This is a genomic window from Bradyrhizobium sp. RD5-C2, assembly GCF_019972155.1.
GTDB lineage: Bacteria > Pseudomonadota > Alphaproteobacteria > Rhizobiales > Xanthobacteraceae > Bradyrhizobium.
Genome location: NZ_BOVL01000005.1, coordinates 489,592 through 505,405 on the forward strand (window position 1 = coordinate 489,592; position 15,814 = coordinate 505,405).

The following is a 15,814-nucleotide window of genomic DNA, read 5'->3' on the forward strand; positions in this document are numbered from 1 at the left end:
ATGATTGATCAGCCAATGATCACGCATTCATGAGCGATGTCTCCGCCCGCGTTGCCGATTCCACAGGCAACTGGGTGGACACCCATGCGCCGGTCTGGTCGCGACCCTATCTGCGGCTTGCACGCTACGACCGGCCGATCGGCTCCTGGCTGTTGTTGATGCCGTGCTGGTGGTCGGCGGCGCTCGCCGCCGGCGTCGCGCACGATGTTCGCTCGCTCCCGCTCGTCGTCCTGCTGTTCTTCATCGGCGCCTTCGTGATGCGCGGCGGAGGCTGCACCTGGAACGACATCACCGATCGCGATCTCGATGCCAAGGTCGAGCGCACCCGGTCGCGGCCGATCCCGGCCGGGCAGGTCACGGTGACGCAGGCGGTGGTCTTCATGGTCCTGCAGGCGCTGATCGGGCTCGCGGTCCTGCTGCAGTTCAACCGTTTTGCGATCATGACCGGCATCGCCTCGCTGGTGATCGTTGCGATCTATCCGTTCATGAAGCGAATCACCTGGTGGCCGCAGGTCGTGCTCGGCCTTGCCTTCTCCTACGGCGCGCTGATGGGCTTCGCCGTGACGCTCGAGCGCATCGACGCGGCTGCGATTGCGCTTTACGCCGGCTCGATCGCCTGGGTGATCGCCTACGACACCATCTACGCCCATCAGGACGCCGAGGATGACGCGCTGATCGGCGTCAAATCCACCGCGCGCCTGTTCGGCGCACGCACCCATCGCGCTCTGGTGATTTTCTACGGTCTCGCCGTGCTTCTGATCGGCGTGGCCTTCGCGCTTGCGGGCGCGCGCTGGCCGGCCTGGATTGGGCTAGCGACGTTCGCGCTGCATCTCGCCTGGCAGGTCCGCCGGCTCGACACCAGCGACCCCGCGCTCTGTCTCCGCATCTTCAAATCCAACCGCGACGCCGGCTTCATCCTGTTCGCAAGCCTGGTCGTCGACGCGGTGCTGCGCGCGGCTTAGGTCGCGAGACTGCGAAGCTGCGTCCTCATTCTCGACTGTCATCGCCCGGCTCGAATCGAGAACCATCCTCATCGTCGTCCTGGCGAAAGCCAGGACCCATTACCCCAAATCTCAATTGTTGCGCGACGCTGGGGCCACGATCCTGTTCATCACCGAATGCGGTGGTTATGGGTCCTGGCCTTCGCCAGGACAACCAAGAGGTGAGAGACGTGGAGCGCGGCGAAACGAACTCAATCCCGCGCGATGATCTCGCGCTCGTCGCGATGCACGCTGGTGCCGTTGAGGCTGACGCCGGCGCGGCGGCGGACCAGGAATTTCGGACGGCGGGCGCGGATTGCGTTGCGGCGGCGGCGGCGCGGGGAAGGCGTCCGTGGCGCCGGCTCGGTCAGTTGCGGCAGACGGAAGATGTCGCTCCACATCTGCCAGGCGGAGGTGATTTCTTCGGCATCCGAACTGGTGCCGAGCGGAATGCTAAGCGCAGGATCGCGATGAACCAGCATCAGCATCTGCGCGTCGTCGATGCCGCGCAGCGCGACGCCGAGAAAATCGCTGACGCGAACATTGACCGCCATCCGCATGCCGAGAACGGCACGGCGGAGCACGACATGTTCGCGATGAAGCTCGACCTGCCGCATGCCGCCATCCGCGCGCGCATCCTGCGCGTGGAAGCTGAGCGGAAGGGAAAGTGGGTCGAGCCGTAGTGCGCGGCTCGACCCAGCGGAATTGATTCCGCTTGTTGGTGTTTGACGCCTCAAAGCCTTAGTCTCCCCGCCGGGATTATGTTCCCGGTCGATGTGTGAGAGCCTAGCCGAGCGATGGCCGTTTCGGCTTAAAAAGCCTGGTTAACCGCTCCTCACCTGGCGCCATGATTGACAAGAGGTTGGCCCGCATGATTGACGAAGCCTTGCGCCGATCACTCAAATCTTTGTTGCCCGCCGGTGCAAAGTGCTTGAATTCCCTGTGAAACCGGCACATCTGGTTAGGTCTGTCGACGCCATTCCGGGCCCCCCTCAATCCGCAGGAATTCGTTCGTGAACTCTTCACCATCTGCATCGCGACACGGCGATACCTCCGATCTGTTCGATCAGTCCGGCCTGAGCGACCTTGCGCAGCGTCTGGTCGAGGCCGCAAAGCGCGCCGGCGCCGATGCCGCCGATGCCATCGCGGTGCGCGGCGTCTCGCAAGGCGTCGAAGTCCGCGATGGCCGCGTCGAGGAAACCGAGCGCTCCGAAGGCGATGATGTCGGGCTTCGGGTGTTCGTCGGCCAGCGCCAGGCGGTGGTGTCGACCAATGACGTCAGCGGCGACGGGATTGCAAAGCTCGCCGAGCGCGCGGTCGCGATGGCGCGCGTCGCGCCCGACGACAAATATGTCGGTCTGGCCGATCCCGCGCTCCATGCGCATGACTTCCCCGATCTCGATCTGCTCGACCGCACCGTCCCGACCACGGCCGAACTCGAGCAGCGCGCCATCGAAGCGGAAGCTGCCGCGCTCGCGGTCAAGGGTGTCTCCAAGTCCGGCGGCGCGTCGGCCTCGACCGGGATCGGCGGCATGGTGCTGGTGACGTCGACCGGCTTCCACGGCTCGTATCTGCGCTCCAGCCACGGCATCTCGACGACGGCGATTTCCGGTGAGGGCACCGGCATGGAGCGCGACTATGATTTCACCAGCGCGCCGCATGCGTCCGATCTCGAGTCGCCCACGGCCGTTGGCCGCAAGGCCGGCGAGCGCGCGGTGGCGCGGGGAAATCCGCGCAAGGTCGAGACCTGCAAGGTGCCTGTGGTGTTCGACCCGCGGGTTGCGGGCTCGATCGTCGGCCATGTCGTCGGCGCGATCAACGGCGCCTCGATCGCGCGCAAGACCAGCTTCCTGAAGGACAAGCTCGGCGAGCAGCTGTTCTCCAGGGATATCCGCATCATCGACGATCCCTTGCGCGTGCGTGGCCTGCGCTCGCAGACCTTCGACGCCGAGGGCGTCAAGGTGAAGAAGATCGCGCTGATCGACGAAGGCGTGCTGACCACCTGGGTGCTGGACTCCGCGACCGCGCGCGAGCTCGGCCTGGTCACGACTGGGCATGCGCATCGCGGCGTGTCGTCCTCGCCGTCGCCCGGAACATACAATCTGCATCTCGAGCCGGGTGCGGTGACGCCGAAGGAGCTGATCTCCGACATCAAGCAGGGCTTCTATGTCACCGACCTGATCGGCTCCGGCGTCAACGGCGTGACCGGCGATTACAGCCGCGGCGCCTCCGGCTTCTGGATCGAGAATGGCGAGATCACCTACCCGGTCAGCGAGGTGACCATCGCCGGACACCTGCTGCCGATGTTCAAGTCGCTGGTTGCCGCCAACGATCTGGAATTCCGCTACGGCGTCAATTCGCCGACGCTGCGCATCGAGGGCCTGACGCTTGGCGGACGCTGATACGGACGACTGGACCAAGGCGCGCGACGCCGCCTTGCTGACCAGATCGGTGCAGGAGGCGGGCCGGCTCGCATTGTCGCTGTTCCGCACCGAATTGAAGAACTGGATCAAGGGCGCGTCCTCGCCGGTCTCAGAGGCCGACATCGCCGTCAACGACTTGCTGGAGCAGCAGCTGCGCTCGGCGACGCCGGGTTACGGCTGGCTGTCGGAAGAGAGCGCCGACAACGCGACCCGGCTCGACCGACGCTTCACCTGGATCGTCGATCCGATCGACGGCACCCGTGCCTATCTCGCCGGCCGCGAGGACTGGTGCGTCAGTGTGGCGCTGGTTGAAAATGCATCGCCGGTGCTCGCGGCGGTGTATGCGCCGGTGACCGAGGAATTCTTCTTCGCCGCCCGCGGCCAGGGCGCCACCCTGAACGACAGCGGCGTGCATGCAACCGCGGGCACGGAGTTCGATTTTCCCCGCATGGCCGGACCGAAGCCGCTGGTGCAGCGGCTCAGCCCGACATCGGACGAGATCACGCTGTTTCCTCGGATCGGATCGCTGGCCCTGCGGTTGTGCCGCGTAGCACAAGGTCGACTTGACGCCGCCTTTGCCGGCGGGCAAAGCCGCGACTGGGATCTTGCCGCCGCGAATTTGATCGTGCAGGAAGCGGGTGGTAAGATGACCGCGCTCTCGGGGGAAGCGATTGAGTACAATCGCCGGGAGGTGACGCATGGGGTGCTGGTGGCAGCAGGACGCGAACGTCATGCACGCATTGTCGAGCATTTTCGCAACCGTCCTTTGCCGTGAGGCCCCGCCGATCCGCTCCGCGTTTCCGATTGTGACGACCAGACTTGTTACGACAGACCTGTGACGGCCACGACTTCATTTGCTTGCCGGGCATCTCGTTAGGAAAACCATCATGTCAGACAATGCCCAGCCACAGCTGCTTCACCTCGTGATCGGCGGCGAGTTGACCGATCTCGAGCACAACACCTTCAAGAATCTGGACGAAGTCGAGATCGTCGGCGTCTACCCGAACTATGCGACCGCCTATGCGGCCTGGAAGGCGAAGGCGCAGGCGACCGTGGACAACGCCCAGATGCGCTATTTCGTTGTTCACCTCCACCGGTTGCTCGATCCCGAGCAGGACACAAAGCACTCCCATTGAAACGACTATTTCGCGATCTGCTGCGCAGCGGCTTCGTGCAGCGCGCGCTGGGTGTGCTTGCGGCCGAATATCTGCGGCTGGTGTGGTACACCAACCGCTTCATCTATCAGCCGCATGACGTCTACGGGATCGTCGAGCCCTTGATGCCGGCGATCTTCGTGTTCTGGCACGGCCAGCACTTCATGACGCCGTTCATCAAGACCAAGGACAGCTACCGCGCCAAGGTCCTGATCTCGCGCCACCGCGACGGTGAGTTCAACGCCCTGGCGGTCGAGCGGCTCGGCATCGGCACGATCAGGGGTTCCGGCGATCATTCCGGCGCGTTCCATCGCAAGGGCGGCGTCGGCGCCTTCCTGGAGATGGTCCGGACGCTGGAAGACGGCTGCAACATGGCGACCACGGCCGACGTGCCGAAGCGGGCGCGGGTGGCGGGCCTCGGGGCCATCATGCTGGCGCGGGAAACCGGCCGGCCGATCATCCCCTTTGCGATGGTCACCAGCCGATTCATTCGGTTGAAAAACTGGGATTCCACGACCATCAATTTGCCATTCGGGCGCGGCGCAGTGGTAGGTATTGAGCCGGTCTATGTGCCGCCCGATGCCGATGCCGCGACGATGGAAAAGCTTCGGCAGCACGTGGAGAATCTGCTCAACGAAGCGACCCGGCGCGCCTATGCAGCCGTCGGGCGGCCGGAGGCCACGCTTGGCTAGCTCGCTACCGATGACGTTGCGTGTCTACCGCAAGCTGTCGTCCGCGATGGTGCCGCTCGCGCCTGCGCTGATCAAGCGGCGGCTCAAGCTCGGCAAGGAAGATCCCGAACGCGTCGGCGAGCGGCGCGGCATGAGCGCCGATACCAGGCCGCAGGGACCGCTGGTGTGGATACACGGCGCGAGCGTCGGCGAGGTGCTGGCGGCGGTCGGGCTGATCGAGCGGCTGCGCGCGCTCAATCTGCGCATCCTGCTCACGTCAGGGACGGTGACGTCGGCCGCGATTGTCGCCAAGCGTTTTCCGCCCGATGTGATCCATCAATACGTCCCGTATGACTCGCCGCGCTATGTCGCGCGCTTCCTCGATCACTGGCGTCCGTCGCTGGCGCTGTTCATCGAGTCCGACCTGTGGCCGAACCTGATCCTGTCGAGCGCCGCGCGGCGGCTGCCGATGGTCTTGATCAACGGGCGGATGTCGCAGCGCTCGTTCCCGCGCTGGCGCCGGGTCTCCAACACCATCGGGGCGTTGCTCGGACGGTTCGACATCTGCCTCGCGCAATCGAAGACCGATGCCGAACGTTTTGCCGCGCTCGGCAGCCCCAATGTCATGGTCACCGGCAACCTCAAGCTCGACGTCGCGGCGCCGCCGGCCGATCCCGCCAAGCTGGAGCGGCTGATGTCGGTGACGCGCGGCCGCGCCATCGTGGTTGCCGCGTCCACCCATCCCGGCGAGGAAGAGCTCCTGATCGAGGCGCACAAATCGCTCGCCGGATTCTTCCCCGGGCTGCTCACGGTGATCGTGCCGCGGCATGCCGCGCGCGGCGAGGCGGTGGCGCGGCTCGTGACTGAGGCGGGCCTGCGCCCCGCCTTGCGCTCGCACGAGGATCTGCCGGTCGCGACAACAGATATCTATGTCGCGGACACGATGGGCGAGCTCGGCCTGTTCTATCGGTTGGCGCCAATCGTGTTCATGGGCGGCTCGCTGGTCGCGCATGGCGGCCAGAACCCGATCGAGGCGATCAAGCTCGGCGCTGCGATCGTGCACGGCCCGCACGTCTTCAATTTCACCGAAGTCTATGACACGCTCGATCGTGCCGGCGGCGCGCGGCGTACCGACGATCTGGAGGCGCTGGTCAAGCAGCTCGGCCAGTTCCTCGCCGATCCCGCGGCGCGCGATACGTCGCTTGCGGCCTCCGAGCGCGTCGTCGAACAGCTCGGTGGTGCGCTGGAGCGCACGGTGACCGCTCTCGAGCCCTATCTGTTGCAGCTGCAGCTCGAGATGGGAGCCGCCAATGCGTGAGCCGGCCTTCTGGCACCGGCCATCGTCTTGGACATCGCAACTGTTGAGACCGCTTGCCGCGCTCTATGGCGCGGTGGCCGCGCGGCGGATGCAGCACTCCGGCGTCGATGCCGGCATTCCTGTGATCTGCGTCGGCAACTACCATGTCGGCGGCGCCGGCAAGACGCCGACGGTGCTGGCGCTGGCGAAACTGCTGCGCGAGCTCGACGAGCGGCCGGTGGTGCTCAGCCGCGGCTATGGCGGCCGGCTTGCCGGGCCGGCCAAGGTCGATCGTGACAGTCATACGGCGGCCGATATCGGCGACGAGCCGCTGATGATGGCGGCGACCTTGCCGGTCGTGGTGTCGCGTGACCGTGCCGCCGGCCTGGCGCTGGCGCGCGCACAGAACGCAAGCGTGATCCTGATGGATGACGGCTTCCAGAATCCATCCGTACTCAAGGACACCTGCCTGATCGTGATCGACGGTACGCGTGGCGTCGGCAATGGCCGCGTCATTCCGGCAGGACCGTTGCGCGCGCCACTGTCGCCGCAGCTGGAACGCACCGACGCGCTGATCGTGGTCGGCGAGGGAAGCGGCGCGAAGAAGATCGCGGCCGATCTCGCGGCCCGTGGCAAGCCGATATTGTTGGCGCATCTGAGGCCAGATGAGGCCTCATTGAGTGCGTTGCGCGATCAGCGCGTACTCGCCTTCGCCGGCATCGGCGATCCCGCGCGCTTCTTCAACACGCTGCGCGCAAGCGGCGTCGACGTCGTGCGCAACACGGCTTTCCCCGATCATCACACCTTCACCAAGGATGAGATCGAACAGCTCGTCGCCGACGCGCGAAGCGACGCCTTGACGCTGGTGACGACGGAAAAGGATCTGGCGCGGTTGCGTGGTCCGGCCGGGAGGCCGGCCGGGGCACAGGCGATCGTGCCGTTCGCGGTGACGCTGCAATTCGAGGATGCTGCCGCGCTGCGGCGGCTGGTGAGCGATCAGCTGTTCAAGGCACGGAACAGGAGGCTGCGCGCATGAGCCCGGTCTTGAGCTTAAGCCTGCGGCTTGAGCACGCCGGGATGATGGCGCTGCAGCACGGCGGTCGGGGTGGCGTAGGCCTCCTGCAGGTCGACGCTCCAGTATTTCAGCTCGTCGAGCGGGATCCGGACGTCGGTGATGGCACAACGCACAAAGGTGCCGGGCGAGATCACGCGGAAATCGCCGTCGAGATATTGCACCTGCGCTTCGCCATGGCCCGAGGGACCGAACTTGTTCAGCACGTTTGAGCTCTCCGCCTTGCCCCCGATGAGGCCCTTAAATGTTCATGAAGCCGTCTATCACAGATAGGGGGTCATGTCCGCCCATTAAACCACCGACTTGTGATGATTTGGCGGCAGACGTGCATGGTAGCGTTGCAGGCGTGGTCCGCTGTGTTTACAGCGCCATAACGAGCCGGCCGGATCGGATGCGCCTCAAGTCAGTTTTCATGTGCCTCGCCATGCTTGCCGCGCCGGCCGCGGCCGCGGCGCCGCTTCCGGCTCCGCATCAGGTCGAAATTCCCGAAGGCAATATCACGCTGCACGCGCAGCTCTACCGGCCCGACGGCGATGGCCCGTTCCCGACGGTCATCGCGCTGCATGGCTGCGGCGGTCTTGCCGGCCGTTCCGAGGCGGTCCTGCCGCGCTATCGCGACTGGGCCGAGCAACTGCTCACGTCAGGCCATGCGGTGCTGCTGCCGGACAGCTACGGCTCGCGCGAGCTCGGGCCACAGTGCCGCATCAAGGAGCATCAGGTCCAGACCCGCCGTGCGCGGGTTGCCGATATCAACGCCGCGCGGCAATGGCTGGTGCAGCAGAAATGGGTGGCGAAGAGCCGCATCAGCCTGATCGGCTGGGGTAACGGCGCGGCCGCGTTGCTGTGGGCGGTGCGGCCGCAGATGTGGTCGCGCAATGTCGAGCCGGACTTCCGCTCGGCGGTCGCGTTCTATCCGGATTGCCGCACCTCGTCCGGCCTCGGCTGGAGCGCGCGGGTGCCGACGCTGGTCCTGATCGGCGCGCGCGACGACGTGACGTCGTCGTCGGCCTGCCACCAGATGGTGGACGGCGCGCGCGGCCGCAGCGCGCTGGCGCGGATCGTGGTCTATCCCGAGGCCTATCACGATTTCGACCGCGCCAACCTGCCGCTGCATGCGGTCGCGGCCTCGTCCGATGTCGACATCACCGAGCCCGGTCACGTCGGCACCGATGCGAGTGCGCGCAAGGACGCGCAGAAGCAAGTTGCCGAGTGGCTGGCGCGCTAAAACAAACTGCCCTGATCGATCGGCTTGGTGACGCGCTTCGGCGCCGCCGGTTTCGCCTCACGCGGCTTCGGCTGGCTCTCGGGCGTCGCCGTCGCCTCGGGCTGGTCGGCATTGGTGGTGGCGGCGACGCGGCCGTCGGCGAACTCGATCGACAAATTGGCGTTGGGGCCGACCGCCGCGGCTGAATGCAGTGCGTGTCCCTGCGCGTCGCGCACCAGCGCAAAGCCGCGCGCCAGCACGCCGCGATAGGACAGCGCCGACAGCAACTGGCTGCGATGGGCGACCCGCGCCTCGAGCCGCTGCATCGTCGTCAGCAGCGCGCGGCGGGCGCGTTCGGCGAGGCGGTGGGTGCGCTCGAGATCGCGTGCGATCGCGTTGCGCTGGGCCTTGGCGTTGGCGAGCTTCGAGGCCTTGAGCCGGATCTCGAGCCCGCTGAAGCGCTCGCGCCTGCGATGCAGCAGCGCACGTGCCGACAGCGCGATGCGTTCGCCCGAGACGGTTAGCCGCTGCCTTGCATGCGCGACCTGGCCGCGCAGCACGCCGATGGTGAGGCGTGAGCTCGACGCGGCAAAGCGGCGGAAATGCGCGTGCGTATTGGCCTTCAGCCCGCGTGGCAGCCCGGCGGCAAGATGATCGAGCCGCTGCCGCGGGATCGCCAGCAGTTCGTTCGCCGCCGGCAGCGCACGCGCCGCGGCACGCAGCTCGTTGCGGCGGGCCTCCTGGCTGCGCTGCCAGCACACCATGGTGCGGCGGGCGAGTCCCTGAACCTCGACGAACAGCTCGCTGCGCACCGGCACCGCCATCTCGGCGGCGGCGGTCGGCGTCGGCGCGCGCTTGTCGGCGACGAAGTCGATCAGCGTGATGTCGGTCTCGTGGCCGACCGCCGAGATCAGCGGGATGTGGCTCTCAGCCGCGGCGCGGACCACGATCTCCTCGTTGAACGACCACAAATCCTCCAGCGAGCCGCCGCCGCGCGCGACGATCAACAGATCGGGCCGCGGGATCCGGCCGCCCTCCGGCAGCGCGTTGAAGCCGCGGATCGCGGCCGCGACCTGCTCGGCCGAGCCGTCGCCCTGCACCTTGACCGGCCAGACCAGCACGCGGCGGGGGAAGCGGTCCTCCAGCCGATGCAGGATGTCGCGGATCACCGCGCCGGTCGGCGAGGTGACGACGCCGATCACCTCGGGCAGCCACGGCAAAAGCTGCTTGCGGGCCTCGTCGAACAGGCCTTCGGCCGCGAGCTTCTTCTTGCGCTCCTCCATCAGCGCCATCAGCGCGCCGACGCCGGCGGGCTCCAGGGAGTCGATGACGATCTGGTACTTCGAGGAGTTCGGATAGGTGGTCAGCTTGCCGGTGGCGATGACCTCGAGCCCTTCCTGCGGCTTGAAGCGCATCCTCGCGTGGGCAAACTTCCAGATCACCGCCTCGATCTTGGCGCTCTCGTCCTTCAGGGCGAAATAGCAGTGGCCGGAGGAGTGCGGGCCGCGAAAGCCGGAGATCTCGCCGCGGACGCGGACATGGCCGAAGCGGTCCTCCACCGTCCGCTTCAGGGCGGAGGAGAGTTCCGAGACGGTGAACTCGGGCGCGTTGACGAGATTTGGCGCGGCAGCAGTCATTTGCAGGTGATTCGGCTGTTTGTGAGCTTCAGCGCAACGTAGGGACTTTTGCCCGCCATCGCCAATGCGCGGGCTTGTTTGTCCATATACTCTGTGATACAGAGTTCTCTGTATTGAGAGGAATGGCGACCTGGCTGGAGGGCTGACCGATGGTCCCGCAGTTGACGTTGGCGAGTTTCGTCCATTCCGCGGCAGGCGCGGTCCATGCCGTCGTGGCTGTCCTGTGCATCGGTGTCGGGCTGATCCAGTTCCTGCGTCCCAAGCGCGGCGCGGGCCACCGGGCGCGCGGCTATTTCTTCGTCTATGCCATGCTGGTCGCCGACGGGACCGCGATGCTGGTCTACCGGTTCACCGGCGCTCTCAACTTGTTCCATGTCGGTGCGATCGTGAACTTCGCCTGCATCGTGGCGGCAATTGTTCCGCTGCTGCGCAGCCCGCGCCCGGCGAACTGGCGGCTGACCCACTACTATTTCATCTCGTGGTCCTACGTGTCGCTGATGTCGGCGGCGGCAACGGAAATCATGGCGCGTGTGCTGCCGCTGACGACGCGCGGGCAGGTCGGGCTGCTGGCATTGGTGCTGTCGATCATCACCATGACGATCGCCTATGTCCTGATCGGCAAATATCGTCCGGCAGCCGATGCCCCACCGGTTTCTTCCAGGGTCGCCGAACAAAATGGAGTGGCGTCATGATCGACAGCCAGCAGGCCAGCGCGGCGCTGAACGACATCAACGACGTCGTGCAGCGCGTCCGCCAATCGCGAATCTATCAGAACGCCAGTCTCATCATCGTCATGTGGGGCGTATTGGTGTTCGTGGGCTACCTCGCCAATTTCACATGGCCGCCGCAGGGCTATACGATCTGGGCCGTCGTCGATCTCATCGGAATCGCAGGCTCGATCGCAATTGCAGCATTCAGCGGCATCGGTCCGGGGGCGGGCGCCTTCGCGCTCCGGCTGCTGGTGGCGTTCCTGCTGTTCATCGCATTCGGCATTTTCTGTTCGGCGGTGCTCGGCCATTTCGGGCCGCGTCAGATGCTGGTGTTCTGGCCGCTATTCACGATGCTGTTCTATGCGCTCGCCGGCCTGTGGTTCGGCTACGCCTTCATCGTGATCGCGCTGTGCAGCAGCGCCTTGATCGTGACCGCCTACTTCTACGCCGGTCCGGCGCTGCTGCTGTGGATGGCGGTGGTGCATGGCGGTGCGCTGGTGCTCGGCGGCCTCTGGATGCGCCGGATCTGATCGATGGCGGAACTCGACGAGATCATTCACCAGCCGCTGCGGCTGCGGATCATGGCGGCGCTCAATGCGCTGCCGGTTGCGACCGGGCTCGAATTCGCCCGGCTGAAGAAGCTGACGGGCGCCACCGACGGCAATCTCGGCGCCCATATCGAGACGCTGGCGCGGGCCGGCTATGTGGCGGTCGACAAGGCCTTCTTCGGCAAGAAGCCGCAGACCACCGTGACCGCCACCGCGGCCGGCCGTGGCGCGTTCGCCCGCCACGTCGCGACCTTGCAGGAGATCATCGCCGGCAAGCAGCCATGAGCCGGAATGACGGGGGAATCGGCCCCGTCGCCCCTTGCAGGCCGGCGGGGATTCGTGCGACCGACACAGCTCTTGCACCCTTTTGAGCCTGTGTCTGATGAACATCCTCCTGCTCGGTTCCGGCGGCCGCGAACATGCGCTGGCGTGGAAGATCGCGGCATCTCCGCTGGTGACGAAACTCTGGTGCGCGCCGGGCAATGCCGGGATCGCGCGCGAGGCCGAATGCATCGCGCTCGATGACGCCGACCATGCCGCGGTGATCGAATTCTGCCGGCGCAATGCGGTCGATCTGGTGGTGGTCGGGCCGGAGACGCCGCTCGCCGCCGGCATCGTCGATGACCTCGCCGCTGAAGGCATCAAGGCGTTCGGGCCGAGCAAGCAGGCCGCGCAGCTCGAGGGCTCTAAGGGCTTCACGAAAGACCTCTGCAGCGAGTTCGACATTCCGACCGGCGCCTATCGCCGCTTCGACAATGCAAAGGACGCTGTGGCTTATGTCCGCGCCCAGGGCGCGCCGATCGTGGTCAAGGCCGACGGGCTCGCCGCAGGCAAGGGCGTTGTGGTGGCGCAGACGCTGTCTGAAGCGGAAGCCGCCATTGCGATGATGTTCGAGGGCGCGTTCGGCTCGGCCGGCGCCGAGGTCGTGATCGAGGAATTCCTCTCGGGCCGCGAGATCAGCTTCTTTGCGCTGTGCGATGGCGAGACCGCGATCCCGCTCGCGACCGCGCAGGACCACAAGCGGGTGTTCGATCACGACAAGGGGCCGAACACCGGCGGCATGGGCGCCTATTCGCCGACGCCGTTCGTGACGCCTGAGATCCACGACCAGATCATGGCGCGGATCATCCTGCCGACGGTGGCCGGGATGAAGCGCCGCGGCACGCCGTTCAAGGGCGTGCTCTATGCCGGTGTGATGCTGACCGAGCAGGGCCCAAAGCTGTTCGAATACAACGTGCGGTTCGGCGATCCCGAGTGCCAGGTGCTGATGCTGCGGATGATGTCGGACATCGTGCCGGCGTTTCTCGCCTCCATCGACGGGCAGTTGAAGAATTTCGACCTGCGCTGGTACCCGGACCCGGCGCTGACGGTGGTGATGGCGGCCAAGGGCTATCCCGGCGACTACATCAAGGGCACGCGGATCGACGGCCTCGATGACGCCGCCAAGGTCGACGGCGTCGAGATCTTCCACGCCGGCACGGTGGCCAAGGATGGCGCAATCCTTGCCAACGGCGGTCGCGTGCTGAACGTCTGCGCGATGGGCAAGACGGTCACCGAGGCGCGCGACCGCGCCTATCAGGCCGTCGATCGCATCAAATGGCCGGAGGGATTCTGCCGCCGCGACATCGCCTGGCAAGCGGTGGAGGCGGAGCGGACCTAGTTGTCATTCCGGATCGACGCGCATCGCGCGTCGATCCGGAATCTCGATGTTGTAGGTGCTTCTCACATTACCTCGAGATTCCGGGTTCGGCGCGTTGCGCCGCCCCGGAATGACGAAGCGGATCAGAGCAAGTCCCCGCCCGCCGCTGACGCGGTGGTGCCGTGCTCGCGGAACGCCTTGATGACGTTCTTGCCGATCTTCCACTTGTGCACCTCGTCCGGGCCGTCGACCAGCCGCTGCGAGCGCACCTGGGTGTACCATTTCGCCAGCGGCGTATCCTGGCTGAAGCCGAGCGCGCCGTGGAGCTGGATCGCGGTGTCGATCACCTTGTGCACCATGTGGGCGTGGAAGATCTTGGCGATCGAGTTCTCCTGGCGGATGTCGAGGCCCTTCTCCGCCTTGTAGGCGATGTGCAGCAGCATCAGCCGGCCGATATAGAGCTCGCTCGCGCAATCGGCGAGCATGAACTGCACCGCCTGGCGGTCGGCCAGCAACTGCCCGAAGGTCGAGCGTTTGGTGACATGGGCTGCCGCCATGTCGAGCGCGCGCTGCGCCTTGGCGACGTTGTGCATGCCGTGGCGCAGCCGGCCGTAGGCGAGGCGGTGCTGGCCCATGTTGAAGCCGTTGCCTTCGCCGCCGAGCAGATTGTCGGCGGGCACCTTGAGATCCTTGATCTCGATCTCGGAGTGGCCGCCATGGATCACGTCGTCATGCGGACCCTCGATCGCCATGTTGGCGACGTTGCGCTTGATGCGGTAGCCGGGGTTGGGCAGCTCGACGATGAAGGTCGAATACTGCTTGTGGCGTGGCGCGTTCGGATCGGTCTTCGCCATGACAAGCGCCATGTCGGCGACGCTCGCCGACGAGGAAAACCATTTCTCGCCGTTGAGGATGTAGTTCTCATTGCCGTCCTTGACTGCCGTGGTCTGCATGCCGGTGGCGTCGGCGCCGGCGGCCTTCTCGGTCATCGAGAAGCAGATCCGCTTCTCGCCGTTCAGCAGAGGCTTGAGGAATTTCTCCTTCTGGTACTCGGTGCCGTGCGCCAGGATCGTCATCATCGAGGCGTCGTCCGGCCCCTGCGTGTTCATCGAGAGCGCGCCGAGCATGCTCTCGCCGAGCTCCATCTGCACCAGCGCGTTGGCGAGCGGGCCGAGGCCCATACCGCCATACTCCTTCGGCACGAAGGGGCACCACAGGCCCTGCGCGCGGGCCTTCTTGCGCAGCGGCGCCAGCACCTCGGCGAGCGGCTTGGTGTCGAGTTCCTTTTCCGCCGGAATGCACTCGTCGTGCACGAATTTGCGGACCTTCTCGCGGATCGCCTTGGCTTCGGCCGGAATCTCGAAATCGATCGACATGGCACTTCCTCGTTTCGTGTTGTTGTTGCTTGGGCTTGAGAATGGCATAAACCTCACTTGGACCAGCGGCAACGCCGAACAAAGTTTGAAGCACGGCGCACGCGACCGGGGAGCCACCGATGCCTGATCTCGCTGATCTTTTTCCCGGCTATGACTCGAAATGGATCAACACCGCGCAGGGCCGCATCTTCGCCCGCGTCGGCGGCAAGGGCCCGCCGCTGCTGTTGCTGCACGGGTTTTCCTTGACGCATGTGATGTGGCACACGGTGGCGCCGAAGCTTGACGACAAGTTCACGCTGATCATCGCCGACCTGCCGGGCTACGGCTGGTCCGACATGCCCGACAGCGACAAGGACCATACGCCCTACACCAAGCGGGCCTGGGCCAAGACCATGGTCGAGGCGATGGAGCAGCTTGGCCATGTGCATTTCGCACTCGCCGGTCACGACCGCGGCGGCCGCGTCTCATACCGGCTCGCGCTCGATCATCCCGGCCGGCTGTCGAAGCTTGCGGTGCTGGATATCGCGCCGACCTATGATTACTGGCAGAAACTCAACCGCCTCTCGGCGCTGAAGATCTACCACTGGGCGTTCCTGGCGCAGCCCTATCCGCTGCCGGAGACGCTGATCTCCAACAATGGCGAATTCTTCCTCAAGGAGAAGATGGCGAGCCAGACCAGAACCAAGACACTGGAGGCGATCGATCCGCGCGCGCTCGCGCATTACCTTGCACCATTCCGCGATCCCGCCCGCATCCACGCGATGTGCGAGGACTACCGCGCCGGCGCCTATGCCGACTTTGAGATCGACAAGGCGGACGTCGACGCCGGCAAGAAGATCACGATCCCGATGCTGGCGTTGTGGGGCGATGCCGGGGTTGCCAGCGCCGCAACGACGCCGCTCGACGTCTGGAAGAACTGGGCGACCAATGTCAGCGGCGCGCCGGTGGCGTCGGGGCATTTCCTGCCCGAGGAGGCGCCGGACGCGACGGCGAAGCTGCTGCGCGAGTTTTTCCTGGCGGGGTGACTCTGCATAACCACCGTCATCCTGAGGAGCGCGTAGCGCGACTCGAAGGATGCACGGCCCGGCTGGTGGCCGTACATC

General features: G+C 65.8%; 17 protein-coding genes. 13 read left to right on the top strand and 4 right to left on the bottom strand.

All coding sequences use genetic code 11. The annotated features are described in order from the left end of the window. The first annotated feature begins 29 nt into the window (after nt 1-29). Nucleotides 30-962: a 4-hydroxybenzoate octaprenyltransferase gene (gene ubiA / locus BraRD5C2_RS04580; RefSeq protein ID WP_223967146.1), complete on the top strand. Its 933-nt coding sequence runs from the start codon at nt 30-32 to the stop codon at nt 960-962. A 230-nt stretch (nt 963-1,192) separates the two neighbouring features. Here the strand turns inward: ubiA and BraRD5C2_RS04585 are convergent, their stop codons facing one another. Then, a complete protein-coding gene (locus BraRD5C2_RS04585) occupies nt 1,193-1,717 on the bottom strand; it encodes a DUF6101 family protein (RefSeq protein WP_223967147.1) in 525 nt (174 codons plus the stop codon). Between the two features lie 276 nt (nt 1,718-1,993). Here BraRD5C2_RS04585 and BraRD5C2_RS04590 point away from each other — a divergent pair, with 276 nt between their 5' ends. From BraRD5C2_RS04590 to lpxK, 6 genes are all read left to right on the top strand, one after another. Beyond that, a complete protein-coding gene (locus tag BraRD5C2_RS04590; RefSeq protein ID WP_223967148.1) occupies nt 1,994-3,382 on the top strand; it encodes a TldD/PmbA family protein in 1,389 nt (462 codons plus the stop codon). Next, a complete protein-coding gene (locus BraRD5C2_RS04595; protein WP_223967149.1) occupies nt 3,369-4,178 on the top strand; it encodes a 3'(2'),5'-bisphosphate nucleotidase CysQ in 810 nt (269 codons plus the stop codon). The genes BraRD5C2_RS04590 and BraRD5C2_RS04595 overlap by 14 nt, the downstream gene beginning before the upstream one ends. A 112-nt stretch (nt 4,179-4,290) precedes the next feature. Further along, nucleotides 4,291-4,539: a DUF4170 domain-containing protein gene (locus BraRD5C2_RS04600; RefSeq protein WP_050628541.1), complete on the top strand. Its 249-nt coding sequence runs from the start codon at nt 4,291-4,293 to the stop codon at nt 4,537-4,539. Further along, on the top strand, nt 4,536-5,249 hold the full coding sequence (locus tag BraRD5C2_RS04605; RefSeq protein WP_097671627.1) for a lysophospholipid acyltransferase family protein: 714 nt from the start codon (nt 4,536-4,538) through the stop codon (nt 5,247-5,249). Before BraRD5C2_RS04600 ends, BraRD5C2_RS04605 begins: the two co-directional genes overlap by 4 nt. Next, complete coding sequence (locus BraRD5C2_RS04610) at nt 5,212-6,546, top strand: 3-deoxy-D-manno-octulosonic acid transferase (RefSeq protein ID WP_223967150.1); 1,335 nt, start codon at nt 5,212-5,214, stop codon at nt 6,544-6,546. Before BraRD5C2_RS04605 ends, BraRD5C2_RS04610 begins: the two co-directional genes overlap by 38 nt. Beyond that, nucleotides 6,539-7,561, top strand: a complete 1,023-nt coding sequence (gene lpxK / locus BraRD5C2_RS04615; protein WP_223967151.1) for a tetraacyldisaccharide 4'-kinase — start codon at nt 6,539-6,541, stop codon at nt 7,559-7,561. The genes BraRD5C2_RS04610 and lpxK overlap by 8 nt, the downstream gene beginning before the upstream one ends. A gap of 14 nt (nt 7,562-7,575) precedes the next feature. Here the strand turns inward: lpxK and BraRD5C2_RS04620 are convergent, their stop codons facing one another. Then, nucleotides 7,576-7,803 carry a DUF2093 domain-containing protein gene (locus BraRD5C2_RS04620; RefSeq protein ID WP_016848019.1) on the bottom strand — a complete coding sequence of 76 codons (228 nt, stop codon included), beginning with the start codon at nt 7,801-7,803 and terminating at the stop codon, nt 7,576-7,578. Nucleotides 7,804-7,988: 185 nt separating this feature from the next. On the opposite strand from BraRD5C2_RS04620, the gene BraRD5C2_RS04625 reads away from it, so the two are divergent. Next, nucleotides 7,989-8,822, top strand: a complete 834-nt coding sequence (locus BraRD5C2_RS04625; RefSeq protein WP_223967152.1) for a dienelactone hydrolase family protein — start codon at nt 7,989-7,991, stop codon at nt 8,820-8,822. Here the strand turns inward: BraRD5C2_RS04625 and xseA are convergent. Beyond that, the gene (gene xseA, locus BraRD5C2_RS04630; RefSeq protein ID WP_223967153.1) at nt 8,819-10,438 is read right to left on the bottom strand and encodes an exodeoxyribonuclease VII large subunit; all 1,620 of its coding nucleotides are present in this window, start codon (nt 10,436-10,438) and stop codon (nt 8,819-8,821) included. The genes BraRD5C2_RS04625 and xseA overlap by 4 nt on opposite strands. 149 nt (nt 10,439-10,587) lie before the next feature. Here xseA and BraRD5C2_RS04635 point away from each other — a divergent pair, with 149 nt between their 5' ends. From BraRD5C2_RS04635 to purD, 4 genes are all read left to right on the top strand, one after another. Continuing rightward, nucleotides 10,588-11,130, top strand: a complete 543-nt coding sequence (locus tag BraRD5C2_RS04635) for a DUF2306 domain-containing protein (RefSeq protein ID WP_223967154.1) — start codon at nt 10,588-10,590, stop codon at nt 11,128-11,130. Beyond that, nucleotides 11,127-11,678 (top strand): hypothetical protein, encoded by a 552-nt coding sequence (locus BraRD5C2_RS04640; protein ID WP_223967155.1) that lies wholly within the window; start codon nt 11,127-11,129, stop codon nt 11,676-11,678. The genes BraRD5C2_RS04635 and BraRD5C2_RS04640 overlap by 4 nt, the downstream gene beginning before the upstream one ends. Nucleotides 11,679-11,681: 3 nt before the next feature. Continuing rightward, the gene (locus BraRD5C2_RS04645; protein ID WP_223967156.1) at nt 11,682-11,981 is read left to right on the top strand and encodes a winged helix-turn-helix domain-containing protein; all 300 of its coding nucleotides are present in this window, start codon (nt 11,682-11,684) and stop codon (nt 11,979-11,981) included. 97 nt (nt 11,982-12,078) lie between these two features. Continuing rightward, complete coding sequence (purD, locus tag BraRD5C2_RS04650; RefSeq protein ID WP_223967157.1) at nt 12,079-13,356, top strand: phosphoribosylamine--glycine ligase; 1,278 nt, start codon at nt 12,079-12,081, stop codon at nt 13,354-13,356. A 122-nt stretch (nt 13,357-13,478) separates the two neighbouring features. Here the strand turns inward: purD and BraRD5C2_RS04655 are convergent, their stop codons facing one another. Further along, on the bottom strand, nt 13,479-14,711 hold the full coding sequence (locus BraRD5C2_RS04655) for an acyl-CoA dehydrogenase family protein (protein ID WP_097671618.1): 1,233 nt from the start codon (nt 14,709-14,711) through the stop codon (nt 13,479-13,481). A gap of 119 nt (nt 14,712-14,830) precedes the next feature. On the opposite strand from BraRD5C2_RS04655, the gene BraRD5C2_RS04660 reads away from it, so the two are divergent. Further along, on the top strand, nt 14,831-15,736 hold the full coding sequence (locus BraRD5C2_RS04660) for an alpha/beta fold hydrolase (RefSeq protein WP_223967158.1): 906 nt from the start codon (nt 14,831-14,833) through the stop codon (nt 15,734-15,736). The last annotated feature ends 78 nt before the right edge of the window (nt 15,737-15,814 follow it).